This window comes from Amycolatopsis rifamycinica (assembly GCF_000695625.1).
Taxonomy (GTDB): Bacteria; Actinomycetota; Actinomycetes; order Mycobacteriales; family Pseudonocardiaceae; genus Amycolatopsis; species Amycolatopsis rifamycinica.
In genome coordinates, this window is the sequence record NZ_JMQI01000005.1 from 36,895 (window position 1) to 59,107 (window position 22,213).

Here is a 22,213-nt window from a genome sequence, read left to right on the forward strand (position 1 = left end):
CGGCACCGGCTGCGCCGATCAGGTGATTCCGCCAGTGGCCAGCCGATGGCCAGTTCCCGATGATTTCGGCCCGCGCGCGGCCTTTTCCGCATCGGCGGCTGCCCGACCATTTTTCCGTCGACTTCGCGTCGGCATCGGGGAGGAAGGGTGCTCGACACTACCGGTCCGGCCGACGTCGCCGGCATCCGGCGGCTGGCCCGCGAGGGCCTGCTCGCCGGCTCGGCGGCGGCCGCCCGGCCCCGCGCCCTCGCCCGGCTGCGCGGCGGGGTCTACACCGTGGCGTGGCCGTTGGTCTTCACGCGGATCACCAAGCCGCTGGAGCACCGGCGGCGGCACGCGGACTGCGCCCGCGGGCTCGAGTGGCTGCGCCCGGACTGCCTCGACCGGTTCCACGACGACGTGGAGGCGGTGGTCGACCACGCGCTCCGGCGCGCGACGGGCCCGATCGACAACCTCGAGGGCTGGCTGGCGACCCGCCTGACCCCGGCGACGGTCGACGCGCACCGCCGTCGCCGCGGGGAAATCGGGGCGCTGCAGCGCCCGCGCCTCCCCTCGTGGCTGGCCGACAAGCTCGAAGGCGACCCGTGGTTGTGCGACCTGGCGGTGCAGATCCTGCTCTGGGTGGGCGTCCCGGCCACGGCGGGCGCCGAGCTGTGGCCCCTCGACGGCTGGGCGGCGCGGCGCGCGGAGCTCACCGGCGAGCCACCACCCGCCCGCGACACGCTCGACCGCGAAGTCGGCCGCGTCCTGGCCGCGATGCGGACCCGCCCGGCGTGGCACGCGGAGCACGTCGAGCGGCCGCTCGGGCACAAGCAGGCCCCGGTCGCCCCGACGCCGGCGGAGTGGCCGGCCTTGGCGCTGGTCGCCGAGCACGAGCTGGCGGACGCCCGCCTGGCGGGGCTGGCGGAAGAGGCCCTGCGGGCGATCGAGACGCGGCTGAACCGGGGAGAGGCCCCGGCCACGGCGGTGACGACGGTGGTCCAGAAGGTGTTCGGCGAGCAGGAGCCGGCCTGCGAGAACTGGCTGGCGGCGGCCTTGGCGGACGAGGAACGGGTCGGGGCGATCGTGGCGGCGGTCCTGGCGATCCTGGACCGCTGAGCACCGCCGCGACCAGCACGACTGCAACCAGCACCACAGCGACCAACACGACCGCAACCAGCACCACCGCGGGCGGCCGGCCCAGCGGCCCCGGTGAGCCGCGGACCGGTCAGCCGTCCTCGACGGAGCGGCGGCGGGCCTCGAACACCGCCGTCAGGGTCTCGGGTGAGCGGCCTGCCGCGCGGGCGCGCCGTCCTGCCGCCGTCAGCTCGGCCAGCAGGACCGCGCGCACCGCCGCGCGGGTGGCCTCCGGGAGTCTCGAACACGGGTCGGTCACCCTCGGCCTCCTCTCTGCGTCGGCACCAGCCTTGACCTGACGGACACGCCGTTCACCGCCACCACGGCGGCGGCGGCACCGGAAGCCGCAGCGGGCAGCCCGCGTGGCGGCCCGTCCAGCAGTCCGCCAGCCAGCGGGTCAGCGCGACCGGGCCGAGCAGGCTGTCCTCCCACACCGGGGTCAGCTCGCCCGCGCGGCGCAGCATCGCTTCCGCCGTGCCGCAGAAGGAAACCACCGCCGCGATCGCCGCGTCGGCGCGTTCCACCGACCAGGCGACCGCGGCGCCCGGGAGCCGGGCCGGGATGGCCAGGCCGGTGCCGACGGTGCACTTGCGCGCCAGCAGCACGGCGAGATCGAACTCGACCGCTTCGGCGTGGCGCTGTCTCGCCCGCCAGCGGGGCGAAGCGGCAGCGGCGTACAGCCCGGCCAAGCGGGCGGCGACCAACCCGTCCCACACCGTCATAAGCACCGCTCGCGTGTCGGCCGGAGGGGCGTCGGCGAGCTCGTGGGTGACGGCGCTGAGCCAGGCACACGGGTCCTTGACTTGACGATCAGCGGCGACGGTCACGGCTGTCAGTTTCCCACCGCCGAACGCCGGCAACCCCCGGATGATCATGGTTCACCCGAGGACCACCCGGTCGGTGGCGGACCGTTGAGCGGCCCCGTAACCCAATCGGGCACTGGGCGTGACCGAATCGTCACAGCTGTGCGATCATGTCGGCGCTCAGTGCCGAGCACGCTTCCCGAAACCCGCTTCCGCGAAAGGCCCACCAGTGATCAAGATCAGCAAGAGCCGGGCCGGCACCCAGCGCGTGACCTTCAGCCTCCCCGTCGGCGCGCCGCCCGGCCGGGTGAGCGTCGTGGGCTCGTTCAACGACTGGACGCCCGGCCGCCACCACCTCACGCCGCGGTCCAACGGCCGCCGCTCGGCGTCGGTCGACGTGGCGCCCGGCACCGTCCTGCAGTTCCGCTACCTCGGCGAGGACGGCCACTGGTTCGACGACCCCGACCTGCCCGACCGCGCCGACGGCAACTGCGTCTGCACGACGTCGTAGGAGTCCGGGCTCAGCCCCGGCGGCGCCGCTTTCCCCCGCCGGCCGCGCTCCGCCGCGCCGGTTTGGCCGCGGCGGGCTTGCGCTCCGGGCGCTTGCGCTCGGCCGGGGCCGGCGCCCGCCCGCGCGTGCTGTTCACCGTCCGGCCGCGGACGATCCCGATGAACTGCTCCATCAGGTCGGTCGTCTCCTCCTCCAGCCACGACAGCGCGACGCTCGACTGCGGCGCGTCCCCGACCGGCCGGTAGGTGAGGTCACGGCGGTGGTGCAGCCGGGCCAGCGACTGCGGGACGACCAGCACCCCGACCCCGGCCGCGACCAGCTCGATCGCGTCCGCCGTCGTCTCGGGCCGCGAGACCGCCGGGCGGCCCGGCAACGACGGCCACTCCAGCGTGTCGTCGAGGGGATGCAGCACGACCTCGTCCGCCAGGTCCACGGTGGACACCGCGTCCGCCGCCGCGATCAGGTGGTCCTTGGGCACCACGACGACCGTCGTCTCGGTGTAGAGCGGGATCGCGTGCAGGCCGTCCCGGTCGATCGGCGAGCGCAGCAGCGCGGCGTCGGCGTCCCGGGCGCGCAGCAGCCCGGCCGCGTCCGCGGCGGCGACCGGGACGAGGGTCAGCGGCACCTCCGGCACCCGCTCGCCCCACGTCCGCACCCACTTGGCGGGCGTCGCTCCCGGGACGTACGCGAGCTTGAAAGAGGTCACCGGGTCAGGTTACCGGGAGTGACGCTGGCTACCCTGGACGGCATGACGTCGCACAAAACCGCCCAGACCATGAAGCCCGCGACGGCGGCGAAGAAGCTGGGCGTGTACCTCGAAGCCACTCCCGCCGAGTTCCAGGCGGGCGTGGTCACGCGCGACGAGCTGAACGCGCTGCAGGCCGACCCGCCGGAGTGGCTGCGGGAGCTGCGCCGCACGGGCCCGCACCCCCGGCCGGTGGTCGCGGCGAAGCTGGGCGTCTCCATCGGCGGCCTCACCCGCGGCGGCATCACCGAGCCGCTCACCACCGAGCAGATCGAGGCGCTGAAGGCCGAGAGCCCCGACTGGCTGGTGCGGGAGCGCGCCACCCAGGCCGAGGTGCGCAAGGAAACGGTGCGGGTGAAGGAAAAGAATCGCTGACCGCCGCCGATCTTTCGCCCGAGGCCGCCGAGCGCCTCGACGCCGCCGACGAGCTCGCCGCCTTCCGCGAGCGGTTCGTGCCCATCGCCGATCCCGGCGTCGTCGCCTACCTCGACGGGAACTCGCTCGGCCGTCCGCTGCGGGCCACCGCCGAGCGGCTGCAGGAGCTGGTCACCCACGAGTGGGGCGCACGGCTCATCCGGTCCTGGGACGAGCGCTGGCTCACCCTCCCCGAAGAGATCGGGGACGAGCTCGGCCGGGTCGCGCTCGGGGCCGCGGCGGGGCAGACCATCGTCGCCGACTCGACGTCCGTGTGCCTCTACAAGGCGCTCCGGGCCGCCGTCGCGCTGCGGCCCGGCCGCGACGAGATCGTCACCGACGCCGCGAACTTCCCCACCGACCGGTTCCTCGTCGAAAGCGTCGCCGCCGAACTCGGGCTCACCGTCCGGTGGGCCGAGAGCGACGACGTCGCCGCGGCCACCGGGCCGCGGACGGCGGTGGTGACCCTGTCCCATGTGGACTACCGGACGGCCGCGATCACCGACCTGGCCGCCGTCACGCGGCTGGTGCACGCACGCGGCGGGCTCGTCGTCTGGGACCTCTGCCACAGCGTCGGCTCGATCCCCGTCGAGCTGGACGCGGCGGGCGCCGACTTCGCCGTCGGCTGCACCTACAAGTTCCTCAACGCCGGGCCGGGCGCGCCCGCGTTCCTCTACGCCAACGCCCGCCACCACGCGGAGTTCGGCCAGCCCATCACCGGCTGGATGGGCGCCGCCGACACCTTCGGCATGGCCGCGGAGTACGTTCCGGCACCCGGCATCCGGCGGGCGCTGTCCGGCACGCCGCCGGTGCTCGGCATGGTGGGCGTCCGGGAAGGCGTGGCGCTGCTGGCGGAAGCGGGCATCGACCGCGTGCGGGCCAAGGCCGTGGCGCTGGGCCGGTGGGTGATCGCCCTCGCCGACGCGTGGCTCGTCCCGCTCGGGTTCACGGTCGCCTCGCCGCGCGACGACGCGCGCCGGGGCGGGCATGTCACCCTTCGCCACCCGGACGCCGAGCGGCTTTCGCGCGTCCTCATCGACCACGGCGTATTGATCGACTTCCGCCGTCCCGACGGCATCCGCATCGGGCTGAGCCCGCTGACCACCGGCTTCGCCGAGGTCCGGCGCGCCATGGAGCGCATCCGCGAGCTCGCCGGCTGACGCCGAAGCCTCCGATGGCCACTCCAGATGGAAATAGTAGCCATGTACTTAGTAGCCATGTACTGTATCCGGCATGAGCACTCCCGGGCATCTTGTGTGGCGGCTTTCGACGAAGTGGCGGGTGGCCGTGGACCGCGCGCTCGCCCCCGCCGGGCTGACGCACGCGCAGTACGTCTTCCTGGCCTCGCTCGCCGGGATGGAGCGCGCCGGGACGAGCCCGAGCCAGCGGGAACTGGCCGACCACACCGGGCTGGAAGCGCTCTACGTCTCCAAACTCGCCCGCACGCTCGACGCCGGAGGGCTCGTCGAACGCACCCGCGACCCCGCGGACACCCGGACGGTCCGGCTGCGCCTCACCGCCCGCGGCCGCGAGGTGACCGAGCCGGCGATCGCCACCGTGGCCGAGCTGCTCGACCGGCTCCTCGCCCCGCTCGGCGGCCGGCGCGGCGAGCGCACCGCGGCGCTGGCGCGCGAGCTCACCCTCCTCCTCGACACCCCGCTGGAGTCCGGAAAGGACAGTCATGGTGCACCATGAGGAGACCGGCACCGGCACCCCGATCGTCTTCCTGCACGGCAACCCGGGCTCGTCGCACAGCTGGCGCCACGTCCTCCCGCACGTCGGCGGTGGGCGGCTGCTGGCCCCCGACCTCATCGGCATGGGCCGCTCCCCGAAGCCCGACATCGCGTACACCTTCGCCGACCACGCCCACCACCTCGACGCCTGGTTCGCCACGCTCGGCCTGGACGGCGTGGTCCTCGTCGGCCACGACTGGGGCGGCGCGCTCGCCTTCGACTGGGCGAACCGCCATCCCGGCCGGGTCCGCGGGCTGGCGTTCTTCGAGACCATCGTCAAGCCGATGGAGTGGGACGACCTCACGCCGCAGGCGGCGGAGCGGTCGCGGAAGATCCGCACCCCGGGGGCCGGCGAGGACATGGTGCTGGCCCAGGACCTGTTCATCCGCCAGGCGTACACCGGCGGCGTGCGCACCCCGGTGGCCGGCGACGACCTGGCCGCCTACCTCGCCCCGTTCCCGACGCCCGCAAGCCGCCGCCCGGTGCTGGCCTGGGCGCGCCAGCTGCCACTGAGCGGCGAACCGGCCGAGCTGGTCGCGCGCGTCGAGGCCTACGACAAGTGGCTCGCCACCAGCGAGAGCACCCCGAAGCTGCTCATGACGTTCGAAGGCTCGCCGACGCTGCTGATCGGCGAGAAGATGACGCGGTGGTGCGCGGACCACATCGCCGCGCTCGACGTCGTCGCGTGCGGGGAGGCCGGGCACCACGCCCAGGAGGACCGGCCGAAGGAGATCGCCGCGGCGATCGCGGCGTGGCTGGACCGGCACGGTCTGCGCTAGGCGGGTGGCCGCGACGCCGCCGGAGCGGTCCGGACGGGCACCGGCGGATGGCCCGCGGTGACACCGGACAGACCTACGTATGCCGCAGCGACGGACTCGCCGTGACCCCGAGAACCCGCGCGACCACCCACGCCAAGGCGTCCGCGGTCCGGGCGGGCGAGTCCGACGGCTGCATCACGTGCGAGAGGACCGCCCGGACGACCAGGTCGATCACCACCGCGACCCGGTCGTCGGCCAGTGGTGGCCGGTAGGCCGCCACGCGGACGGCCAGCACCGCCTTCGCCTGGGTGAGCAGCGCGCTCGCGTCGGTGGTCAGCAGGGGCAGGAGATCGGGGGCGGTGCCGTGCGTCGCCGAGGCGATCGCGCGCAGCAGCGTGTGGTCGTCGGCGAGCTCGAGGACCGCGCGGACGGCGTCGTGGATCGCCTCGACCAGGTCGTCGGGGTGGCGGTCGAACGCGGCGGCGACCACCGAGAGGAACCGGTCGAGCTCGTGCGCGACCATCGCTTCGGCGAGCGCGGGCTTGGAACCGATCTCGTTGTACACGGTCTGGCGGCTGACGCCCGCCAGCTCGGCCAGCCGGGCCATCGTGACCGCCTGCCACCCGGAGCGCGCGGTCAGCTCGATCGCCGCGGCGATGATCGGCTGCCGGTGCTGACCACCTTCCGCCGGCACCGGAACCGCCCTGCTCATGACCGGCATTCTAGGGCCCGGCCGGGCCCACCCGCCCCGGTGCCACGAAGTCGACCTTCTCGCGCACGCCGCAGTCCGGGCAGCACCAGGAGTCCGGGATCGCCGCCCACGGCGTGCCGGCCGGGAAGCCCTCCCGCGGGTCGCCGCGCTGTTCGTCGTAGACGTACCCGCAGCCGGGGCACCTGCCGCCTTCGGTGGCGTCGCCGCGGGTGTCGGCGATCACCGGCGTGGCCGCCGTGACGCGGGTTCCGTACCGGGCCAGGACCTTCGCCCGCTTGCCTGGCTGGATGTTGGCGCGCAAGATGTCCCCGCCGTAGTGGGCGAGCACCCGCGGGTCCATCACCCGGCGCCACAGCGGCGGGACGAGCGCCAGCACGATCATCCCGGCGTACCCGGTGGGCAGCACCGGCGACTCGGCGAAGTCGCGCAGCGTCTGGTAGCGGCGGGTCGGGTTGGCGTGGTGGTCGCTGTGCCGCTGCAGGTGGTAGAGCAGGACGTTCGTGGCGATGTTGTTGGAGTTCCAGCTGTGGCTGGGATCGACGCGCTCGTACCGGCGCCGTCCCGGCACGCCGACCCGCTGCCGCAGCATGCCGTAGTGCTCCATGTAGTTGACCACCTCCAGCAGGGAAAACCCGACGACCGCCTGGAGCACGAGATAGGGCAGGACGCCGGCGCCGAGCCAGGCGACCATCGCCGCCCACAGCACCGCGGACATCAGCCAGGCGTTGAGCACGTCGTTGCCGAGCCGGTAGGGGTGGCGGTCACGCCGGGCGTAGCGCTTGCGCTCCAGCCGCCACGCCGACTTGAGCGAACCGGAGACCGTCCGCGGCCAGAAGCGGTAGAAGCTTTCGCCGACGCGGCTGCTCGCCGGGTCCTCGGGCGTCGCCACGCGGACGTGGTGGCCGCGGTTGTGCTCGATGTAGAAGTGCCCGTACCAGCTCTGGGCCAGCGCGATCTTCGACAGCCAGCGCTCGTGGCTCTCCTTCTTGTGGCCGAGTTCGTGCGCGGTGTTGATGCCGATGCCGCCCACGCAGCCGATCGACACGGCGAGGCCGATCTTGTCCACCACGGTGAGCTCGCCCCGCGCGATCAGCCAGAACGCCGCCGCGAAGCCGAGGTACTGGACGGGCAGGAAGGCGAAGGTGATCCAGCGGTAGTAGCGGTCGTTCTCCAGCCGCGCGATGACGTCGTCGGGCGGGTTGCTCCGGTCCAGCCCGGCGACGAGGTCGATGACGGGCACGACCACGAGGATCACGACCGGCCCGATCCAGAACCAGCCACCCCACCCGGTGGCGGCGTGCAGCCCGATGGCCAGGAACGCCAGGGAGGGCACCACCAGGCCGATCAGCCAGAGGTACCGCTTGCGGTCACGCCACCGTTCGGTCGAGCCGGCGGGCAGGGTCCCGGTCGCTTCGCTCATCACACCCTCCTTGGCGGCTGAGTTGACAAGAAGGTAGCGGATGTCCAGCTGGATTGACAATCGCTCGATTGTTGTAAAGCGAACGGCTCAGGCTCGGAGGGGTGGCACCTCGGCCGGGCGCGCGCCGGGACCGGTCGACGCCTCAGCCTGAGGACCCCGGCCCGTCCGCGGCCGGAGCCGCCGCCAATCCCGGAGACCACGGCGACAGGGGGCACATCCGGGCAGCGCCCGTTCCCTTCTTTCCCTCGCCGCGAACCACTCCGCACCGCGATCCGGCCGAATTGACTTTCACCCGTTCGGCCCAGCGATCGGCACCGCGAATTAACCCACACCGCCAGTACCTGAGGAAATGCCGGTAATCGCCCTGAAGCGGACGGTAAACACCGTTCGCCGCCGGGCGGACGAGTGTCCGCAAGCCGGGTCGCACCGAACGGGAGTCAGGGGTTCGTGGTAAAAAACGGACCCTGATCGATTCCGCGGCTACACGGAGGGTGAGGCGAAGACGGGTGACGGCGGCCGCTGTGTCCCATCGTCGTGTCCGCTTCCTCGTCCGGGTCCCCATTCCTCGCCGACCGTCACTCAGGAGTTCGTGAACCGCCGTGCTGAACAAAGACCCCAGGGACGAGTCGGACAAGCCGTACGACAAGTCGATCCGCAAAAGGCTGACCAGGACCGTTCTCATTCCCAGCGTCACGCTGCTGGTGCTGTGGATCGCGGTCTCGTCCTACTTCCTCTTCAACGGCGTTTATGTCCGCTTGGTCGCCGCTTCCGTGCGTGAGGTGTCGATCCCGGCCGCCACCGCGCTGGCCGAGTTCCAGAAGGAACGCCAGACCGCGCTGCAGTACCTCGACGACCCGGCGCTCGGCCCGGCCCGGCTCCAGCAGCAGCAGCGGGCCACCGACGAGAAGCTCTCCGCGCTGAAGGACGCGTTCGCCGCGACCATCTCGAACGCGCCGGACGAGATCGCGGCCAAGGTGAACGCGCTGAAGTCGCAGTTCGACCAGCTGCCCGTGCTGCGCTCGCAGATCAGCTTCCGCAGCATCGACCGCACCCAGGTCAACACCTACTACAACGGCGTGATGGACACCGCGTCCAACCTCTTCGACACCCAGGCGCGGATCGTCCCCGACTCCGAAGCCGCGACCGGCGGCATCACGGCGACGTCGGTCTTCCGCGCCGGGGACATGATGTCGCGCGAGACGTCCCTGGTCTCGACCGCCTTCTCCGCCGGGACGTTCGCGCCCGACGACTTCGCCCAGTTCGCGCAGCTGTCCGGGCTCTACCGGACGCAGCTGGCGCAGATCGCGCCGTTCCTCGACCCGAGCGTCCGCGACCGCTACCAGGCGCTGACCACCAGCACCGCCTGGCGGCAGCTGGGGACCGCCGAAGAGGCGATCGTCAAGCACGGTCCGTGGTCGGCGGGCGAGCAGAACTCCGTGCCGGTGTCCGAAACGGACTGGCAGAACGCGACGAACCAGGTCGCCCAGAGCCTCAACGACCTCGCCATCACCCAGGCGGACAAGGTTTCGGCCGCCGCGATCGACGCCGGTGACGCCCAGCTGCGCAACGTCATCATCGGCAGCATCGTGGCCCTGCTCGCGTCACTGGCGGCGATCATCGTCGCGGTGCGGGTGTCCCGCTCGCTCGTCGACCGCGCGCTGATGACCCGCCTCGCGCGGCTGCGCAACGACTCGCTCGACCTCGCCCGCAACCGGCTGCCGGACATCGTGGAGCGGCTCAAGAGCGGCGAACCCGTGGACCTCAAGGAAGAACTCCCCCGGCTCGACCACGGCCGCGACGAAATCGGGCAGGTCGCCGAGGCGTTCAACGTCGCCCAGCTGACCGCGGTCAACGCCGCGGCGAGCGAGGCGAAGGCCCGCAGCGGTGTGCACAACGTGTTCCTCGGCATCGCGCACCGCAACCAGGTCCTCGTCCACCAGCAGCTGCAGATCCTCGACGAGATGGAAGCGCGCGAGGACGACTCGACGCAGCTGGCGTCGCTGTTCCAGCTCGACCACCTCGCCGCCCGCGCCCGCCGCACCACCGAGAACCTGATCATCCTGGGCGGCAAGCAGCCCGGCCGCCGCTGGCGCAAGCCGGTCGCGCTGATGGAGGTGCTGCGCGCCGCCGTCTCGGAGACCGAGCAGTACGCCCGGGTCCAGGTCGAGCAGGTGGCCGACGTCGCCATCGTCGGCGCCGCGGTGGCCGACACGATCCACCTCATCGCCGAGCTGGTCGACAACGCGACGTCGTTCTCGCCGCCCGGCTCGCCGGTCGAGGTGACCAGCCGGATGGTCGCGCGCGGTGTCGTCGTCGACGTGTCGGACCAGGGGCTCGGCATGAAGGACGGCGTCCGCGAGTGGGCCAACGCGATGATGGCCGAGGCCCCCGAGTTCGACGCGATGGCGCTGCGGGCCGACTCCAGCCTCGGCCTGTTCGTGGTCGCGCGCCTGGCGGCCCGGCTCGGCATCACCGTCACCTTCGACCCGTCCCGCTACGGCGGCCTGCGCGCCACCGTCCTCATCCCGACCCAGCACCTGGCCGGCGAGGACGGCGGCCAGGGCGGTGAAGAGACCTCACCGGCCGAGACCACCGCGGTCCTCGCCCCGGTGGGCGCCCCGGCACCGCAGGCGGCAGAAAGCTCGCTCCGCACGATGGACACGCCCAGCTCGTTCAGCGGTCAGATCCCGATGAAGCGAGACACCAAGCCGAGGCCGTACCCGGCACGTGCCCTCACCCCGCCCGACGCCCTGCCGTCCGTGCCGGCGGCGACGCCGGAGGGGGAGCTGCCCGTGAGCCCGGCGACGGACGTGAGACCGACCGACGACCGGCCCCGGCTGCCCCGGCGGGAGCCGCAGCAGAACCTCGTCGCCCAGCTCGAGAACGAACCCGACGACAGCCTCGACGACGTCGTGGCACCGGGAGAAGGCACCGCGCGCACGCTCGCGGCGTTCCACAAGGGCACCCGCCGCGGCCGCGGCGGACCGGACGACGACTCGTAATCCCCGGCCACACACCGGAAAGTCCACACAGGAAAGTCAGGGTCTGAAGTCGAATGAACGAGTACGGGAACGCCAAACCCGATCTCAACTGGCTGCTCGACGACATGGTGAACCGCGTGGTCGGCGCGCAGAACGCCATCGTGCTGTCCGCCGACGGGCTGCTGATCGGCAAGTCGGCCGGGATGAGCAAGGACGACTCGGACCAGCTTTCGGCCATCGCCTCCAGCCTGCAGAGCCTCGCCAAGGGGGTGAGCAAGCAGTTCAACCGCGGCCCGGTGCTGCAGAACATGATCGAGATGGAGCGCGGCTACCTGTTCGTCTCCGCGGCCGGGCAAGGTGCCTGCCTCGCGGTGCTGGCCGCCGACAACGTCGACGTCGAGATGATCGCCTACGAGATGAGCCGGCTCGTCAAGCGCGTCGGTGACTACATGGCGTCCGCGCCGCGGGAAGCGGCGTCGGTGCTGCGGGAGGCCACATGAGTTCCGACGACGGCTGGTACGACGAGGCCGCCGGGCCGCTGGTCCGGCCGTACACGATCACGAGCGGCCGGACGCCGGCCGGCACCGCGCGGCTGGACCTGTCGACGCAGGTGATGACGCTGCGGTCGGAGCAGGAGCCGGCCGGGCTGGGCCCGGAGCACGTGGCGATCGTGCAGCTGTGCCGCCACCCGGTGTCCATCGCCGAGATCGCCGTCTACGTCAAGATCCCGCTCGGGGTCGTGCGGGTGCTCGTCGGCGACCTGATCGAACGCGGCCTCGTCATCACGCGGTCCCCTGCCCACCACCCGGCGCAGTCGCCGGACCTCGAAACACTCCAGGCGGTTCTCGATGGCCTCATCAAGTACTGACGGCACCGGGGCCGACATGGTCCCCACCCCGGTCAAGATCATCATCGCGGGCGGTTTCGGCGCGGGGAAGACCACGATGGTCGGTTCGGTCAGCGAGATCCCGCCGCTGACCACCGAAGAGGTGCTCACCGAGGCGAGCGCCGGCATCGACGACCTGTCCGGCGTCGAACGGAAGACGACCACGACGGTCGCCCTGGACTTCGGCCGGATCACCATCTCGCCGCGGCACGTGCTGTACCTGTTCGGGACGCCGGGCCAGGCGCGCTTCTGGTTCATGTGGGACGACCTGGCCCGGGGGGCGATCGGGACGGTCGTGCTGGTCGACACCCGGCGGCTGGAGACGAGCTTCGCCGCCATCGACTTCTTCGAGCGGCGGAAGATCCCATTCGTCGTCGCGGTGAACTGCTTCGACAACGCCCCGCGCTACACCGCCGACGAGATCCGCGAGGCCCTGGTGGTCCCGGACCGTGTGCCCATCGTCATGTGTGACGCACGCGACCGCGACTCCAGCAAGCTCGCGCTGATCCGTTTGGTGAAGCACGCGATGACCGTGGTGCCGGCCCGGGTCTGAGACCTGCGCGTTGTCCGGTTTTGTCCGCACAGGACACCGCCGGTGTCCGCTGTGGCCCTCCGTGGCCGCCGCGGGCACCGGCGTACCCACATGGCGCAATTGACTGGACCACTCGGGTGCAGACTTTTAGTTGAGCAAGCATCCAACTGATAGCATCCGCTCGTGACGAGTCGCGCGCCGGAGTTTCCTGAATATATAAGGGAAAACTATCCGGCTCAGGGTCGTCTCTTCGGCGACTTTCTGTGTGGACTGTGGTCGACCGCGTGTGAAGCGCTGGACGTCCCGTGGGAGCAGTCGGTCCGGACCACCCGGATGCTGCGGTCCCTGCTGCCGCCGTGGGCGCACGAGCGGATCGGCCCGGCCCCCGCCCCACCGTCCTATGTGGCGGACGACGGCTTCCCGGCCGAGATGTCGGTCAACTGGTCCGGCGCGCACCCGGAACTGCGCGTGCTGTTCGACAGCCTCGGCCACGACGTGGTCTGGCCTGGTGACAGCGTTTTCCACACCCGGCGGCTCGACCACGTCCGCGAGACGTTCACCCCGCGGGCGGGCCGGCCGTCACCCGCGCCGCTGTGGCATTCGATCGCCTGGCGGCCCCCGGCCGGCTTGATCCACAAGACGTACTTCGGGCTGTACTCCTGGCCGCACGCGCACCGCGAGGCCGCGGTCGCCGAAGCCATGGCGCGGCTCGGCCTGGCCGAAGCCTGGGCCCGCACCCGCCGTCGCGTCGAAACTGTCGAAGGCGACCGCGAGATCGAGTTCTTCGCCGTCGACCTGACCGAGGACGCACAGGCCCGCGTGAAGATCTACTACCGCAACCACGGCGCCGGCCTCGCCGAGGTCGAGCGCGTCGCCGCGGTGGCACTGCACCACGACTCCGGCCGGGCACGGGCCGCATACCAGACGCTGGCCGGCGAAGGGGCCGGCGCGGGCGAGGCGGCGTTGAGCTGCCTGGCCTTCCGGTCCGGCGTGGACCGCGCCGCCGAGTCCACCACCTACCTGCGGCTGCCCGCCCTCGCGCCGGACGACGGGGAAGCCGTGGAGCGCACGGCCGCGCTGCTGCACGAGCAAGGTGTCGACCCCGGGCGGTTCCGCACCCTCGCCGCCGCGGTGGCGCCCGAGCCGCTGAGCCGCAGCAAGGGCGTGCTGGAACTGGTGAGCTTCCGCGCGGCCGGCCGGCCCGGCGACGTCACCACGTACTTCCGGTTCCCGGTGTTCGACCGGCCCCCGCCGGCCCCCTTTCGCCCGTCGATCTCGGATGACCACCGTTAAGGAGCAGATCGTGACCGAGCAGGCCGTCGAGCGCATCGCCCGCCACAACGAGCAGCGGCAGCGGGAGTACGAGGGGTCGGAGCTGATCCGGCTGCTGACCGACGAGAGCACCCCGGCCGAAACGAAGAAGGCGGTGCTCACCTACCTCCAGCCGTGGTCGAACGCCTTCCAGCGGATGATCAGCGCCCGGGTGACCTTCGAGAGCGACCCGGAACTGCGCGCGCTGGCGTGCGAGCACCAGGCCGAAGAGGTCGGCCACGACAAGATCCTGGCCCGCAGCCGCGCGGACGACCGGGACCTGGTCTGGGACCCGGTCATCGAGATGGGCGCGTCCTGGTTCGTCGACCAGTTCGCGATCCTGCCCGGCGTGCAGCGCGCGGTGCTGGCGCACCTGGCCCTCGAGGCGGGCAGCCTGGTGTTCAGCCAGGCGGGCACGAAAGCGTTCCCCGACGACGAATACTTCGAGCTGCACGACGAAGCCGACGTCGAACACCTCGAGATGGGCTACGAAGTGCTGCGGCGGCGCGCCGACTGGACGCCGGAGGCGGTGATCGACGTGCTCGACCGGGCGTGGCAGGTGATCGGCGTGGTTTCCGACCGCATCGCGGAGTGCGCCCGCCGCGATACGGTGGCGGCATGACGACCACCGAACCGGCCGCCGCGGCCCGCGAGATCGCCGTCGAAGCCGCCGCCGCCTACCAGGAAGCGTTGGGAGAGCGCCTGATCGGCGTGTACCTGCTGGGGAGCCTGTCCTACGGCGGTTATTCCGCGGCCGCGAGCGACATCGACCTGGCCCTGGTCCTCACCGGCATCGGCGACGCCGACCGTTCGGCCGTGGACGAAACGACGAAGGCGTTGCAGGAGCGAAGCCCCTTGCACCGCAAGCTTTCGGTGTTCTGGGCTTCGCTGCCGGCGCTGCGCGAAGGCCGCGACGACGGCCGCTTCCCGGCCCTGGACCGCCTGCAGCTGGCCGACGACGGCCGCGTCCTCGTCGGCGAAGACGTCCGCGCGGAGGTCGCCCGCCCGCAGCCGTCGGAGCTGCTGCTGGAGAGCGCGGGCTTCGCGATCGCGGTCCTGGCGACGGACGAGGTGACGGCCGAGTTCCGGTCGCCGAAGCGCCTGCTGGTGGACAAGGTCTGGTTCACGAAGGCGGTGCTGTTCCCGGTCCGCTTCCTGTACTCGGGCACGACGTCCACGGGCCGGGCGGCGAACAACGACGAAGCGATCGACTGGTACCTGGTCCAGCCGGACGCCCCGGCGGCCTCGCTGGTGCGGCTGGCGCGAGAGGTCCGCGCGGGTCACCCGCTGGAGCCGGCGGAGGTGGAGCCGGAACTGGCCGCGGGCCTGGTGCCGTTGTACCGGTACTACATCGAGGCGGAGACCAGCCGGCTCCGGGAAACCGGAGCGCCCGAGGAGCTGGTCGCCGCGTTCGCCGACTGGGCCAAGCGGCTGGGGTGAGGCCGGATCCGGCGGTGTGCGGGGAAGCACACCGCCGGGGCCGCGCTCAGTGGATCTGGACGTTGCCGCCGTCGAGCGTCTGGCCGTAGCCGGCCGAATCCGCTGGAGGACGTCCGCCGAGGCCACCGGCGCGAACCCGCCTGACACGCCAGGATTCCGACGAGGCCGGGGAACCGGCGCCTTCTCCCCCTCAGCGCAGGGTCAACGGCGTCTCCGCCGCCACCCGGGTCAGCTTCTCCGGGTTCCGGACGAAGTACAGCCCGCTGATCCGGCCGCCCTCGACGCGGGCGGCCATGATGCCGTCGAACGAGCCGTTCACGTACATCGCCAGCGCCGGGTTGCCGTTCACCAGCACCGGCACGCCGGACAGCGCCACCTCCGCCTTGCCGATGCCGCCCACGATGAACCGGCTCACCTTGTCCGCTCCGGACACCGGGCGCAGGGCCGCCTGCCGGACGCCGCCGCCGTCGCTCATCAGGACCACGTCCGGGGCCAGCAGATCCAGCAGCCCCTGCAGGTCCTGGCCCTCCAGTGCGCGCTGGAACGACTCCAGCACCGCCCGGGTCTCCCGCGCCGACACCGCCTCACGCGGTCGTCGCGCGTCGACGTGCTTGCGGGCCCGGTGGGCGATCTGCCGGACCGCCGCCGGGGTTTTGCCCACCGCTTCCGCGATTTCGTCGTAGCCGACGTCGAACACCTCGCGCAGCACGAACACCGCGCGCTCGGTCGGTGCCAGCGTCTCGAGCACCAGCATCAGCGCCATCGACACGCTCTCCGCCAGCTCGACGTCCTCGGCCACGTCCGGCGTCGTCAGCAGCGGCTCCGGCAGCCACGGGCCGACGTACGCCTCCTTGCGGCGCTTCATCGTGCGCAGCCGGTTGAGCGACAAGCGGGTCGTGATGCGAACCAGGTACGCGCGCTCGTCGCGCACCGCGGCCCGGTCGACCTCGATCCAGCGCAGCCACGTCTCCTGGAGGACGTCCTCCGCGTCCGCCGCCGAGCCGAGCATCTCGTAGGCGACGGTGAACAGCAGATTCCGGTGGGCCACGAAGGCCCCGGTCGCCGGGTCGCTCATCGAAACCCCTCCGATCACGCGGTGAAATCGCCGAACCGGCCCCAGGCGACGAAGGCCGCCACGGCCAGGTTCAGTAGTGCCAGGTTCACGAAGTTCTCCTCTCCACGGTGTCCGGCCTCAAGACACCGCGCGGCGGGTACGTGTGACATCTTGATTTCTGTACCTACTAGTATGTACAGTCGGGCCCCATGGGAACCCGGGACCAGCTCGTCGACAGCGCCCGCGAACTGCTGTGGGAACGCGGCTACGTCGGCACCAGCCCCAAGGCCATCCAGCAGCGGGCGGGGGCCGGCCAAGGCAGCATGTACCACCACTTCGCCGGCAAGAAGGACCTCGCGCTCGCCGCCGTCCGGCGCAGTGCCGGCGAACTGCTGGCCGCCGCCGACGCGCAGCTGCGCGCGCCCGGCACCGCCGTCGAGCGCATCACCGCCTACCTGCGCCGTGAGCGCGAAGTCCTCAAGGGCTGCCCCATCGGCCGGCTCGCCCAGGACCCCGACGTCGTCGCCGACCCGGTGCTGCGCGCGCCGGTCGACGAGACGCTCACCCGGCTGCGCGCCCGGCTGGCCGAGGTCCTCGCCGAAGGCCGCGACGCCGGCGAACTGCCCGCCACCCTCGACACCGCCGCGCTGGCCGCCACGATCGTCGCCGTGCTGCAGGGCGGCTACGTGCTGGCCCGCGCCGCGAACCGCCCCGAGCCGTTCGACCAGGCCGTTTCCGGCGTGCTCGCCCTGCTCGCCGCCCACTGACCCCCGGGAGAACCGAAGTGCACGTCCGCCACCTTCCGTCCCCCTGCGCCCCCGCCCCCGCCGACGCGATCACCGGCAGCGCGTGGATCACCTCGCTCGCCGTCCCCGAAGGCCCGTCGCGCACCCGCGTCGACCGCGTCCAGTTCGCCCCCGGGGCTCGCACCCGCTGGCACCGGCACCCGCTCGGCCAGGTGCTCGTCGTCACCGAAGGCACCGGCTACGTCCAGCGCCGCGGCGGCCCGGCCCAGCTGATCCGCCCCGGCGACACGGTCCGCGTCGCCGCCGGCGAGTGGCACTGGCACGGCGCCACCGACACGACGTCGCTGACCCACCTGGCGATCGAGGAACTGCCCGCCGACGGCACCCCGACCGAGCTCGGCGAACCGGCGGGCGAGGGGGAACCGGCCGCCGTCCCGGCCGTGACCCGCACGCTGCTGCTGGACCAGCGGTTGCCGGCCCCGCGCGTGATCGACCACGTCGAGGTCCGGCGCATCACCATCGCGCCGAACGAGAACCCGGGCCTGCACGTCCACAACGGACCGGTGTTCGGCAGCATCGAATCGGGCTCGGCCGTTTACCAGGTCGAAGGCGAGCCCGAAGCCGTGCTCACCCCCGGCGACGTCTTCCACGAGCCGGAATCGACCCGGATCGCCCGGTTCGACGCCCTCGGCGAAGGCGTCACGTTCCTCGCCTACTTCCCCGTCGGCCCAGGCGAAACCCCCACTCTGACGCTGCTGGACAGCTGACGCCACACCGCACGCTTCACCCGGGTACACGGCTGCCGGTTCATCGCGGTTCACCACATTTCCGAACTCTTTCCTCACGGGACGAAGCTCTGGACAACGGGGCGCGCGCGGGTCACGATTACGCCGTGCTCGCCCTTCGTTGATCCCCCGGAAAGAATCGGTTACCCCTTCACGGGGCGGACATTGTTATCGCTAACAGAGAACCGCTCCACTGGTGTCGGGCCAGTGGAATCTCTTCCCTTTGAACCCATCGGAGTCACTTCATGCCCGGAAGCACGGGAAAGCACCGCATCTCCCGACGAACCAAGATCGCCACCGGCGTCCTCGCACTGGCCGTGGCCGCCGGCGGCATCGCGGTGTCGACCACCTTCGGCGACCCCGGCCAGGCCAGCGCGGACGAGGCCGACCCGGCGCTCTACATCGACATCCTCAAAGTCGCCCCGAACAACACCGAGCCGGCGAACTCCCGCGCCGCGTCCACCGGCACCTTCACCGTCGACTGCGGCCGCAACGAGAACCAGCACTTCAACCCGGACAACTTCGTCGCCCAGCCCGGCGTGCGCAACGGCGCCCAGCACCTGCACGACTACGTCGGCAACCTCTCGTCGAACGCGGACTCGAACAACAAGAGCCTCGAAGCCGCCGGAACCACCTGCAAAAACGGCGACAAATCCGCCTATTTCTGGCCGGTCGTGCGCATCGACACCGGTGACGAAGAGAAGAACCCGCCCGCGAAGTCCCCCGACGGCGACCGCGACCAGGCGGCCCAGGACGGCGCGTCCCCGGTGATCACCTGCCCGGACGTCGCCAGCAAGCTCCCCGACGTCCCCGACTCGGCGATGGCCGAGGTCAACCGCAACCTCGACCTACTCGAGACGCAGCTCGACGAGGCCAACAAGCGGCTGGTCAGCACCCGCGGCCAGGGCGGCCCCAACTTCGTCCGGAACGCCATCCTCGGCCCGCTCAAGGACAAGCGCGTCGCCACCATCGACCGCATGGCCATCGCCATCGGCCGCACCGCGGCCCGGCCCCAGGGCCTCGACGCCCTCGCCCCGTGCGCGCTCAAGGAGCAGGCCGGCACCGGCGGCAACCCGGCGAGCAACGGCGGCGGCGCCCCCGGCGGCGCGGTGCAGCAGATCAGCTGCCCGGACGTCGCGAGCAAGCTCCCCGCCGTCCCGGCGTCGGCCAAGGCCGAAGTGGACCGCAACCTCCAGCTGCTGAACACGCAGCTCCAGGAGGCGAACCAGCGGCTGGTCAGCACCCAGCGCCAGGGCGGCCCCGACTTCGTCCGGAACGCCATCCTCGGCCCGCTCGAGGACAAGCGCGTCGCCACCATCGACCGCATGGCCATCGCCATCGGCCGCACCGCGGCCCGTCCTCAGGGCCTCGACGCCCTCGCGCCGTGCACGCTCGGCCAGGGCGGCAACGGGAACAACGGCGGGGCGACGGCGACGCCACCGCTGCCCGGCCCGGACGCCAACAACGAGCTGCCGGACAACGACGGCACGATCCAGCGGCCGGCGAAGGCCGGCATCACCTTCCGCGGCAGCGCGGCGGGCAAGGTCGTCGCGATGCCGAAGTTCCTGCGTGCGCTGACCGGTGACGCCAAGCCCTCCATCAACGGCACCAAGAACACCCGGGCGGCGTGGACCTGCACCGGCTTCGAAAACCGGTTGACCGACAAGTACCCGATCTGCCCCGAGGGCAGCAAGGTCGAGCGGATCCATGACTTCCCGAGCTGCTGGGACGGCAAGAACACCGACAGCGCCAACCACCGCACCCACATCGTCTTCCCCGACGAGAACGGCCGGTGCGCGGCGGGCTTCAAGGCGGTGCCGCAGCTGCGGACCACGCTCGTCTACGACATCCCGCACGACATCCAGGTCAAGAAGCAGTACAAAGTGGACTCGTTCCCGTCCGAAAAGCACAATCCCCTGTCCGACCACGACGACTTCGCGAACGTGATGTCGCAGAGCATCATGAACCAGGTCGTCAACTGCATCAACCGCAACAAGACCTGCACCGCCTGACCCGCGCGGGTGCCCGCCGCGGACGGCGGCGGGCACCCATGAGGAGTATCGATGACGGTCCCGATCGTTCCGGGGTTCCACCCCGACCCGTCGATCTGCCGGGTCGGTGACACGTACTACCTGGCGAACTCGAGCTTCGAGTACGTGCCCGGCGTCCCGATCCGGCGCAGCACCGACCTCGTCACCTGGGAACTGCTGGGCCACGCGCTGACCCGGCCGAGCCAGCTGCCGCCGGGCGACGGCGCCGCGAACACCGGCATCTACGCCCCCACGCTGCGGTACCACGACGGCCGGTTCCACCTGGTGACCACGAACATCCTCGAAGCCCACCGCGGCCACCTGATCGTGACCGCCGAGGACCCGGCCGGGCCGTGGTCCGACCCGGTCCACGTGCGCGGCACCGACGGCATCGACCCGGACCTCTGCTGGGACGACGCCGGCGTCTGCCACCTCACCTGGACGTCGTTCCGGCCGGAGCGGCCGGGCATCACCAGCGTCCCGATCGACCCGGCGACCGGAGCGATGCTCGCCGAGCCGCGGCCGCTGTGGAACGGCACCGGCCTGGCGGCGCCCGAGGGCCCGCACCTGTACCGCGTCGACGGCTGGTGGTACCTGCTGCTCGCCGAAGGCGGCACCGAACGCGGCCACGCCGTCACCATCGCGCGCGCCCGCCGCCTGGAGGGCCCGTACGAACCGGCGCCGTCGAACCCGATCCTGACCCACCGCAGCACGACGCACCCGGTGCAGAACACCGGGCACGCCGACCTGGTCGAGTGCGCCGACGGCAGCTGGGCGATGGTGTACCTGGGCGTCCGGCCGCGCGGGAAGACGCCGCAGTTCCACGTCAACGGCCGCGAAACCTTCCTGGCCGGTGTGGACTGGGTGGACGGCTGGCCGGTCGTGGCCGAGGACCGGTTCCCGGTCGCGGCCGCGGACAACAGCTTCACGGACGGTTTCGCGACGGCCGAGCTGCACCCGCGCTGGGTCGCCCCGGGCGCCGCACCCGAGACCCGCTGGAGCGGCCCGGGCGAACTGGTCCTGACGCGGACGTTGCTGACCCGCGCCCTCGACGAGCACTGGACGGCGGTGGCGCGCCTCGACGTTTCCCACGGCACGGCCGCGTTCGTCGTGCGCATCGACGACCGGCACTGGTACGGCCTCACGGCGGACGGCTCCACGGTCACGGCCACGCTCGCCATCGGCCCGATCGTGCACGCCGTCACGAACGTCGCCGCCGGTTCCGCGGTGTCGCTGCGGATCCGGGCGCTCCAGCCGCCCGCTTCCGGCCCGTTCCGGGAAGTCACCGAACCGGACCTGGTCGAGCTGTCCGTCCTGCGGGACGACGGGCGGGCGGAGGTCCTCGGCACGTTCGACGGACGGTACCTGTCCACCGAGGTCGCGGCGGGCTTCACCGGCCGGATGATCGGCGTGGAAGTCCTCGGCGGAAGCGTTGCGCTGCAGGAATTCCGCTACACGACCGGCAGGTAGGCGGCGGCGTACGCGAGGGCGTCGAGCACGCCGGGGTCGACGCGCCCGGCGGCGGTGTCGGCCTCGGCGACGACCATGCCGGCGCCGTCCGCCCGGGGCTGGTAGTGCAGCCCGGTCATCCGCACCCCGGCGATCCCGAGCGTGGCGGCGACGTCCAGCGGCCGCACGTCACCGCTGCCCTGCACCCGCTCGACCTTCTCGAAGTCCTTCGCCTGCTTCTTCGACCGGAACCCGACGCGCACGATCGAAATCACCGCGGCATTGCCGTGGCCGTCGCCGACCGCCAGCAGCATCCCGTTCAGCGACGCGCACGGCGTCTTGACCAGGAACTCGCGCACCCGGTCCGTCGCGGCCGCGACGCACTTGCCTTCCTGCTCCCAGCGCCGGGCCGTCCGCTTGAGTTCCTTGAACCTGAGCTTGCGCCACGCTTCGTCGGCCTTCCCCCGCTCGGCCGACTTCCGCGCCTCGGCACGACGGGTCTTCAGCGACCGCCCCGGCAGGGCGTCGGCCACATCGCCGGCGGCGTTGCCGGCCAGCGCTTCCGACGCCACCCCGCCTTCACCCGCGGCGCCGCCGAGCACCCCGGCCCCACCGGCCCCGCCGGCGGCGATCACCACCGCCGCCGCGGCCGCCACCACGCCGCCCTTGCCACCGCCGTCGCGGATGAAGATCCGACGGCCGTTCTTCGTGATCCAATGCCCCTTTTCCGCCACCCGAGCTCCCCTCGCCACGAAGTCCTACGCCGGGCTCAACGGGAAAGTGCCCG

At 72.0% G+C, this 22,213-nt stretch carries 24 protein-coding genes; 17 read left to right on the forward strand and 7 right to left on the reverse strand.

What is annotated here, in order from left to right; genetic code table 11:
• The first annotated feature begins 147 nt into the window (after positions 1-147).
• Positions 148-1,098 carry a hypothetical protein gene (locus DV20_RS02930; RefSeq protein WP_043776225.1) on the forward strand — a complete coding sequence of 317 codons (951 nt, stop codon included), beginning with the start codon at positions 148-150 and terminating at the stop codon, positions 1,096-1,098.
• Positions 1,099-1,207: 109 nt separating this feature from the next.
• Here the strand turns inward: DV20_RS02930 and DV20_RS45740 are convergent, their stop codons facing one another.
• Positions 1,208-1,375 (reverse strand): hypothetical protein, encoded by a 168-nt coding sequence (locus tag DV20_RS45740; RefSeq protein WP_167344356.1) that lies wholly within the window; start codon positions 1,373-1,375, stop codon positions 1,208-1,210.
• A gap of 52 nt (positions 1,376-1,427) precedes the next feature.
• On the reverse strand, positions 1,428-1,943 hold the full coding sequence (locus DV20_RS02935) for a hypothetical protein (RefSeq protein ID WP_043776280.1): 516 nt from the start codon (positions 1,941-1,943) through the stop codon (positions 1,428-1,430).
• 205 nt (positions 1,944-2,148) lie between these two features.
• On the opposite strand from DV20_RS02935, the gene DV20_RS02940 reads away from it, so the two are divergent.
• Positions 2,149-2,430 (forward strand): isoamylase, encoded by a 282-nt coding sequence (locus DV20_RS02940; protein ID WP_043776227.1) that lies wholly within the window; start codon positions 2,149-2,151, stop codon positions 2,428-2,430.
• Between the two features lie 10 nt (positions 2,431-2,440).
• On the opposite strand, the gene DV20_RS02945 is transcribed toward DV20_RS02940, so the two are convergent.
• Complete coding sequence (locus DV20_RS02945; RefSeq protein WP_043776229.1) at positions 2,441-3,136, reverse strand: LysR substrate-binding domain-containing protein; 696 nt, start codon at positions 3,134-3,136, stop codon at positions 2,441-2,443.
• Positions 3,137-3,178: 42 nt separating this feature from the next.
• On the opposite strand from DV20_RS02945, the gene DV20_RS02950 reads away from it, so the two are divergent.
• The 4 genes from DV20_RS02950 to DV20_RS02965 all read left to right on the forward strand — a co-directional run bounded on the left by DV20_RS02950 (position 3,179) and on the right by DV20_RS02965 (position 6,101).
• Positions 3,179-3,550: a DUF5997 family protein gene (locus DV20_RS02950; protein WP_043776281.1), complete on the forward strand. Its 372-nt coding sequence runs from the start codon at positions 3,179-3,181 to the stop codon at positions 3,548-3,550.
• Complete coding sequence (gene kynU, locus DV20_RS02955) at positions 3,547-4,749, forward strand: kynureninase (protein ID WP_043776282.1); 1,203 nt, start codon at positions 3,547-3,549, stop codon at positions 4,747-4,749. Before DV20_RS02950 ends, kynU begins: the two co-directional genes overlap by 4 nt.
• A 73-nt stretch (positions 4,750-4,822) precedes the next feature.
• Positions 4,823-5,284, forward strand: coding sequence for a MarR family winged helix-turn-helix transcriptional regulator (locus DV20_RS02960; RefSeq protein WP_043776231.1), 462 nt, complete (start codon positions 4,823-4,825; stop codon positions 5,282-5,284).
• Positions 5,271-6,101, forward strand: coding sequence for a haloalkane dehalogenase (locus DV20_RS02965; RefSeq protein ID WP_043776233.1), 831 nt, complete (start codon positions 5,271-5,273; stop codon positions 6,099-6,101). The genes DV20_RS02960 and DV20_RS02965 overlap by 14 nt, the downstream gene beginning before the upstream one ends.
• A gap of 73 nt (positions 6,102-6,174) precedes the next feature.
• On the opposite strand, the gene DV20_RS02970 is transcribed toward DV20_RS02965, so the two are convergent.
• Together DV20_RS02970 and DV20_RS02975 are read right to left on the reverse strand one after the other, a co-directional pair.
• On the reverse strand, positions 6,175-6,801 hold the full coding sequence (locus DV20_RS02970; RefSeq protein ID WP_043776235.1) for a TetR family transcriptional regulator: 627 nt from the start codon (positions 6,799-6,801) through the stop codon (positions 6,175-6,177).
• Between the two features lies 1 nt (position 6,802).
• Positions 6,803-8,212, reverse strand: a complete 1,410-nt coding sequence (locus DV20_RS02975) for a fatty acid desaturase (protein ID WP_043776236.1) — start codon at positions 8,210-8,212, stop codon at positions 6,803-6,805.
• A 599-nt stretch (positions 8,213-8,811) separates the two neighbouring features.
• Here DV20_RS02975 and DV20_RS02980 point away from each other — a divergent pair.
• The 7 genes from DV20_RS02980 (at position 8,812) to DV20_RS03010 (ending at position 15,362) form a co-directional block, all read left to right on the forward strand.
• Positions 8,812-11,214, forward strand: a complete 2,403-nt coding sequence (locus DV20_RS02980; RefSeq protein WP_043776237.1) for a sensor histidine kinase — start codon at positions 8,812-8,814, stop codon at positions 11,212-11,214.
• Between the two features lie 53 nt (positions 11,215-11,267).
• Positions 11,268-11,693, forward strand: a complete 426-nt coding sequence (locus DV20_RS02985) for a roadblock/LC7 domain-containing protein (protein ID WP_043776238.1) — start codon at positions 11,268-11,270, stop codon at positions 11,691-11,693.
• Entirely contained in the window at positions 11,690-12,061 is a 372-nt protein-coding gene (locus DV20_RS02990) for a DUF742 domain-containing protein (RefSeq protein WP_043776239.1), read from the forward strand. The genes DV20_RS02985 and DV20_RS02990 overlap by 4 nt, the downstream gene beginning before the upstream one ends.
• Positions 12,062-12,077: 16 nt before the next feature.
• Complete coding sequence (locus DV20_RS02995) at positions 12,078-12,632, forward strand: GTP-binding protein (protein ID WP_043776240.1); 555 nt, start codon at positions 12,078-12,080, stop codon at positions 12,630-12,632.
• A 312-nt stretch (positions 12,633-12,944) separates the two neighbouring features.
• Positions 12,945-13,904 carry a hypothetical protein gene (locus DV20_RS03000; RefSeq protein ID WP_043776241.1) on the forward strand — a complete coding sequence of 320 codons (960 nt, stop codon included), beginning with the start codon at positions 12,945-12,947 and terminating at the stop codon, positions 13,902-13,904.
• Between the two features lie 10 nt (positions 13,905-13,914).
• Positions 13,915-14,544, forward strand: coding sequence for a heme oxygenase-like domain-containing protein (locus DV20_RS03005; protein ID WP_043776284.1), 630 nt, complete (start codon positions 13,915-13,917; stop codon positions 14,542-14,544).
• The gene (locus tag DV20_RS03010) at positions 14,541-15,362 is read left to right on the forward strand and encodes a hypothetical protein (RefSeq protein WP_043776242.1); all 822 of its coding nucleotides are present in this window, start codon (positions 14,541-14,543) and stop codon (positions 15,360-15,362) included. Before DV20_RS03005 ends, DV20_RS03010 begins: the two co-directional genes overlap by 4 nt.
• Positions 15,363-15,552: 190 nt before the next feature.
• On the opposite strand, the gene DV20_RS03015 is transcribed toward DV20_RS03010, so the two are convergent.
• Positions 15,553-16,437: an RNA polymerase sigma-70 factor gene (locus DV20_RS03015; RefSeq protein ID WP_043776245.1), complete on the reverse strand. Its 885-nt coding sequence runs from the start codon at positions 16,435-16,437 to the stop codon at positions 15,553-15,555.
• 188 nt (positions 16,438-16,625) lie between these two features.
• Between DV20_RS03015 and DV20_RS03020 the strand changes: the two genes are divergently transcribed.
• The 4 genes from DV20_RS03020 to DV20_RS03035 all read left to right on the forward strand — a co-directional run bounded on the left by DV20_RS03020 (position 16,626) and on the right by DV20_RS03035 (position 21,447).
• Complete coding sequence (locus DV20_RS03020) at positions 16,626-17,183, forward strand: TetR/AcrR family transcriptional regulator (RefSeq protein WP_043776247.1); 558 nt, start codon at positions 16,626-16,628, stop codon at positions 17,181-17,183.
• Positions 17,184-17,200: 17 nt separating this feature from the next.
• A complete protein-coding gene (locus DV20_RS03025) occupies positions 17,201-17,929 on the forward strand; it encodes a cupin domain-containing protein (RefSeq protein ID WP_043776248.1) in 729 nt (242 codons plus the stop codon).
• Between the two features lie 263 nt (positions 17,930-18,192).
• Positions 18,193-19,959 carry a DUF1996 domain-containing protein gene (locus DV20_RS03030; RefSeq protein WP_043776249.1) on the forward strand — a complete coding sequence of 589 codons (1,767 nt, stop codon included), beginning with the start codon at positions 18,193-18,195 and terminating at the stop codon, positions 19,957-19,959.
• 51 nt (positions 19,960-20,010) lie between these two features.
• Positions 20,011-21,447, forward strand: a complete 1,437-nt coding sequence (locus DV20_RS03035) for a glycoside hydrolase family 43 protein (protein ID WP_043776250.1) — start codon at positions 20,011-20,013, stop codon at positions 21,445-21,447.
• Here the strand turns inward: DV20_RS03035 and DV20_RS03040 are convergent.
• Complete coding sequence (locus tag DV20_RS03040; protein WP_084093292.1) at positions 21,429-22,160, reverse strand: hypothetical protein; 732 nt, start codon at positions 22,158-22,160, stop codon at positions 21,429-21,431. The genes DV20_RS03035 and DV20_RS03040 overlap by 19 nt on opposite strands.
• Positions 22,161-22,213: the final 53 nt, after the last annotated feature.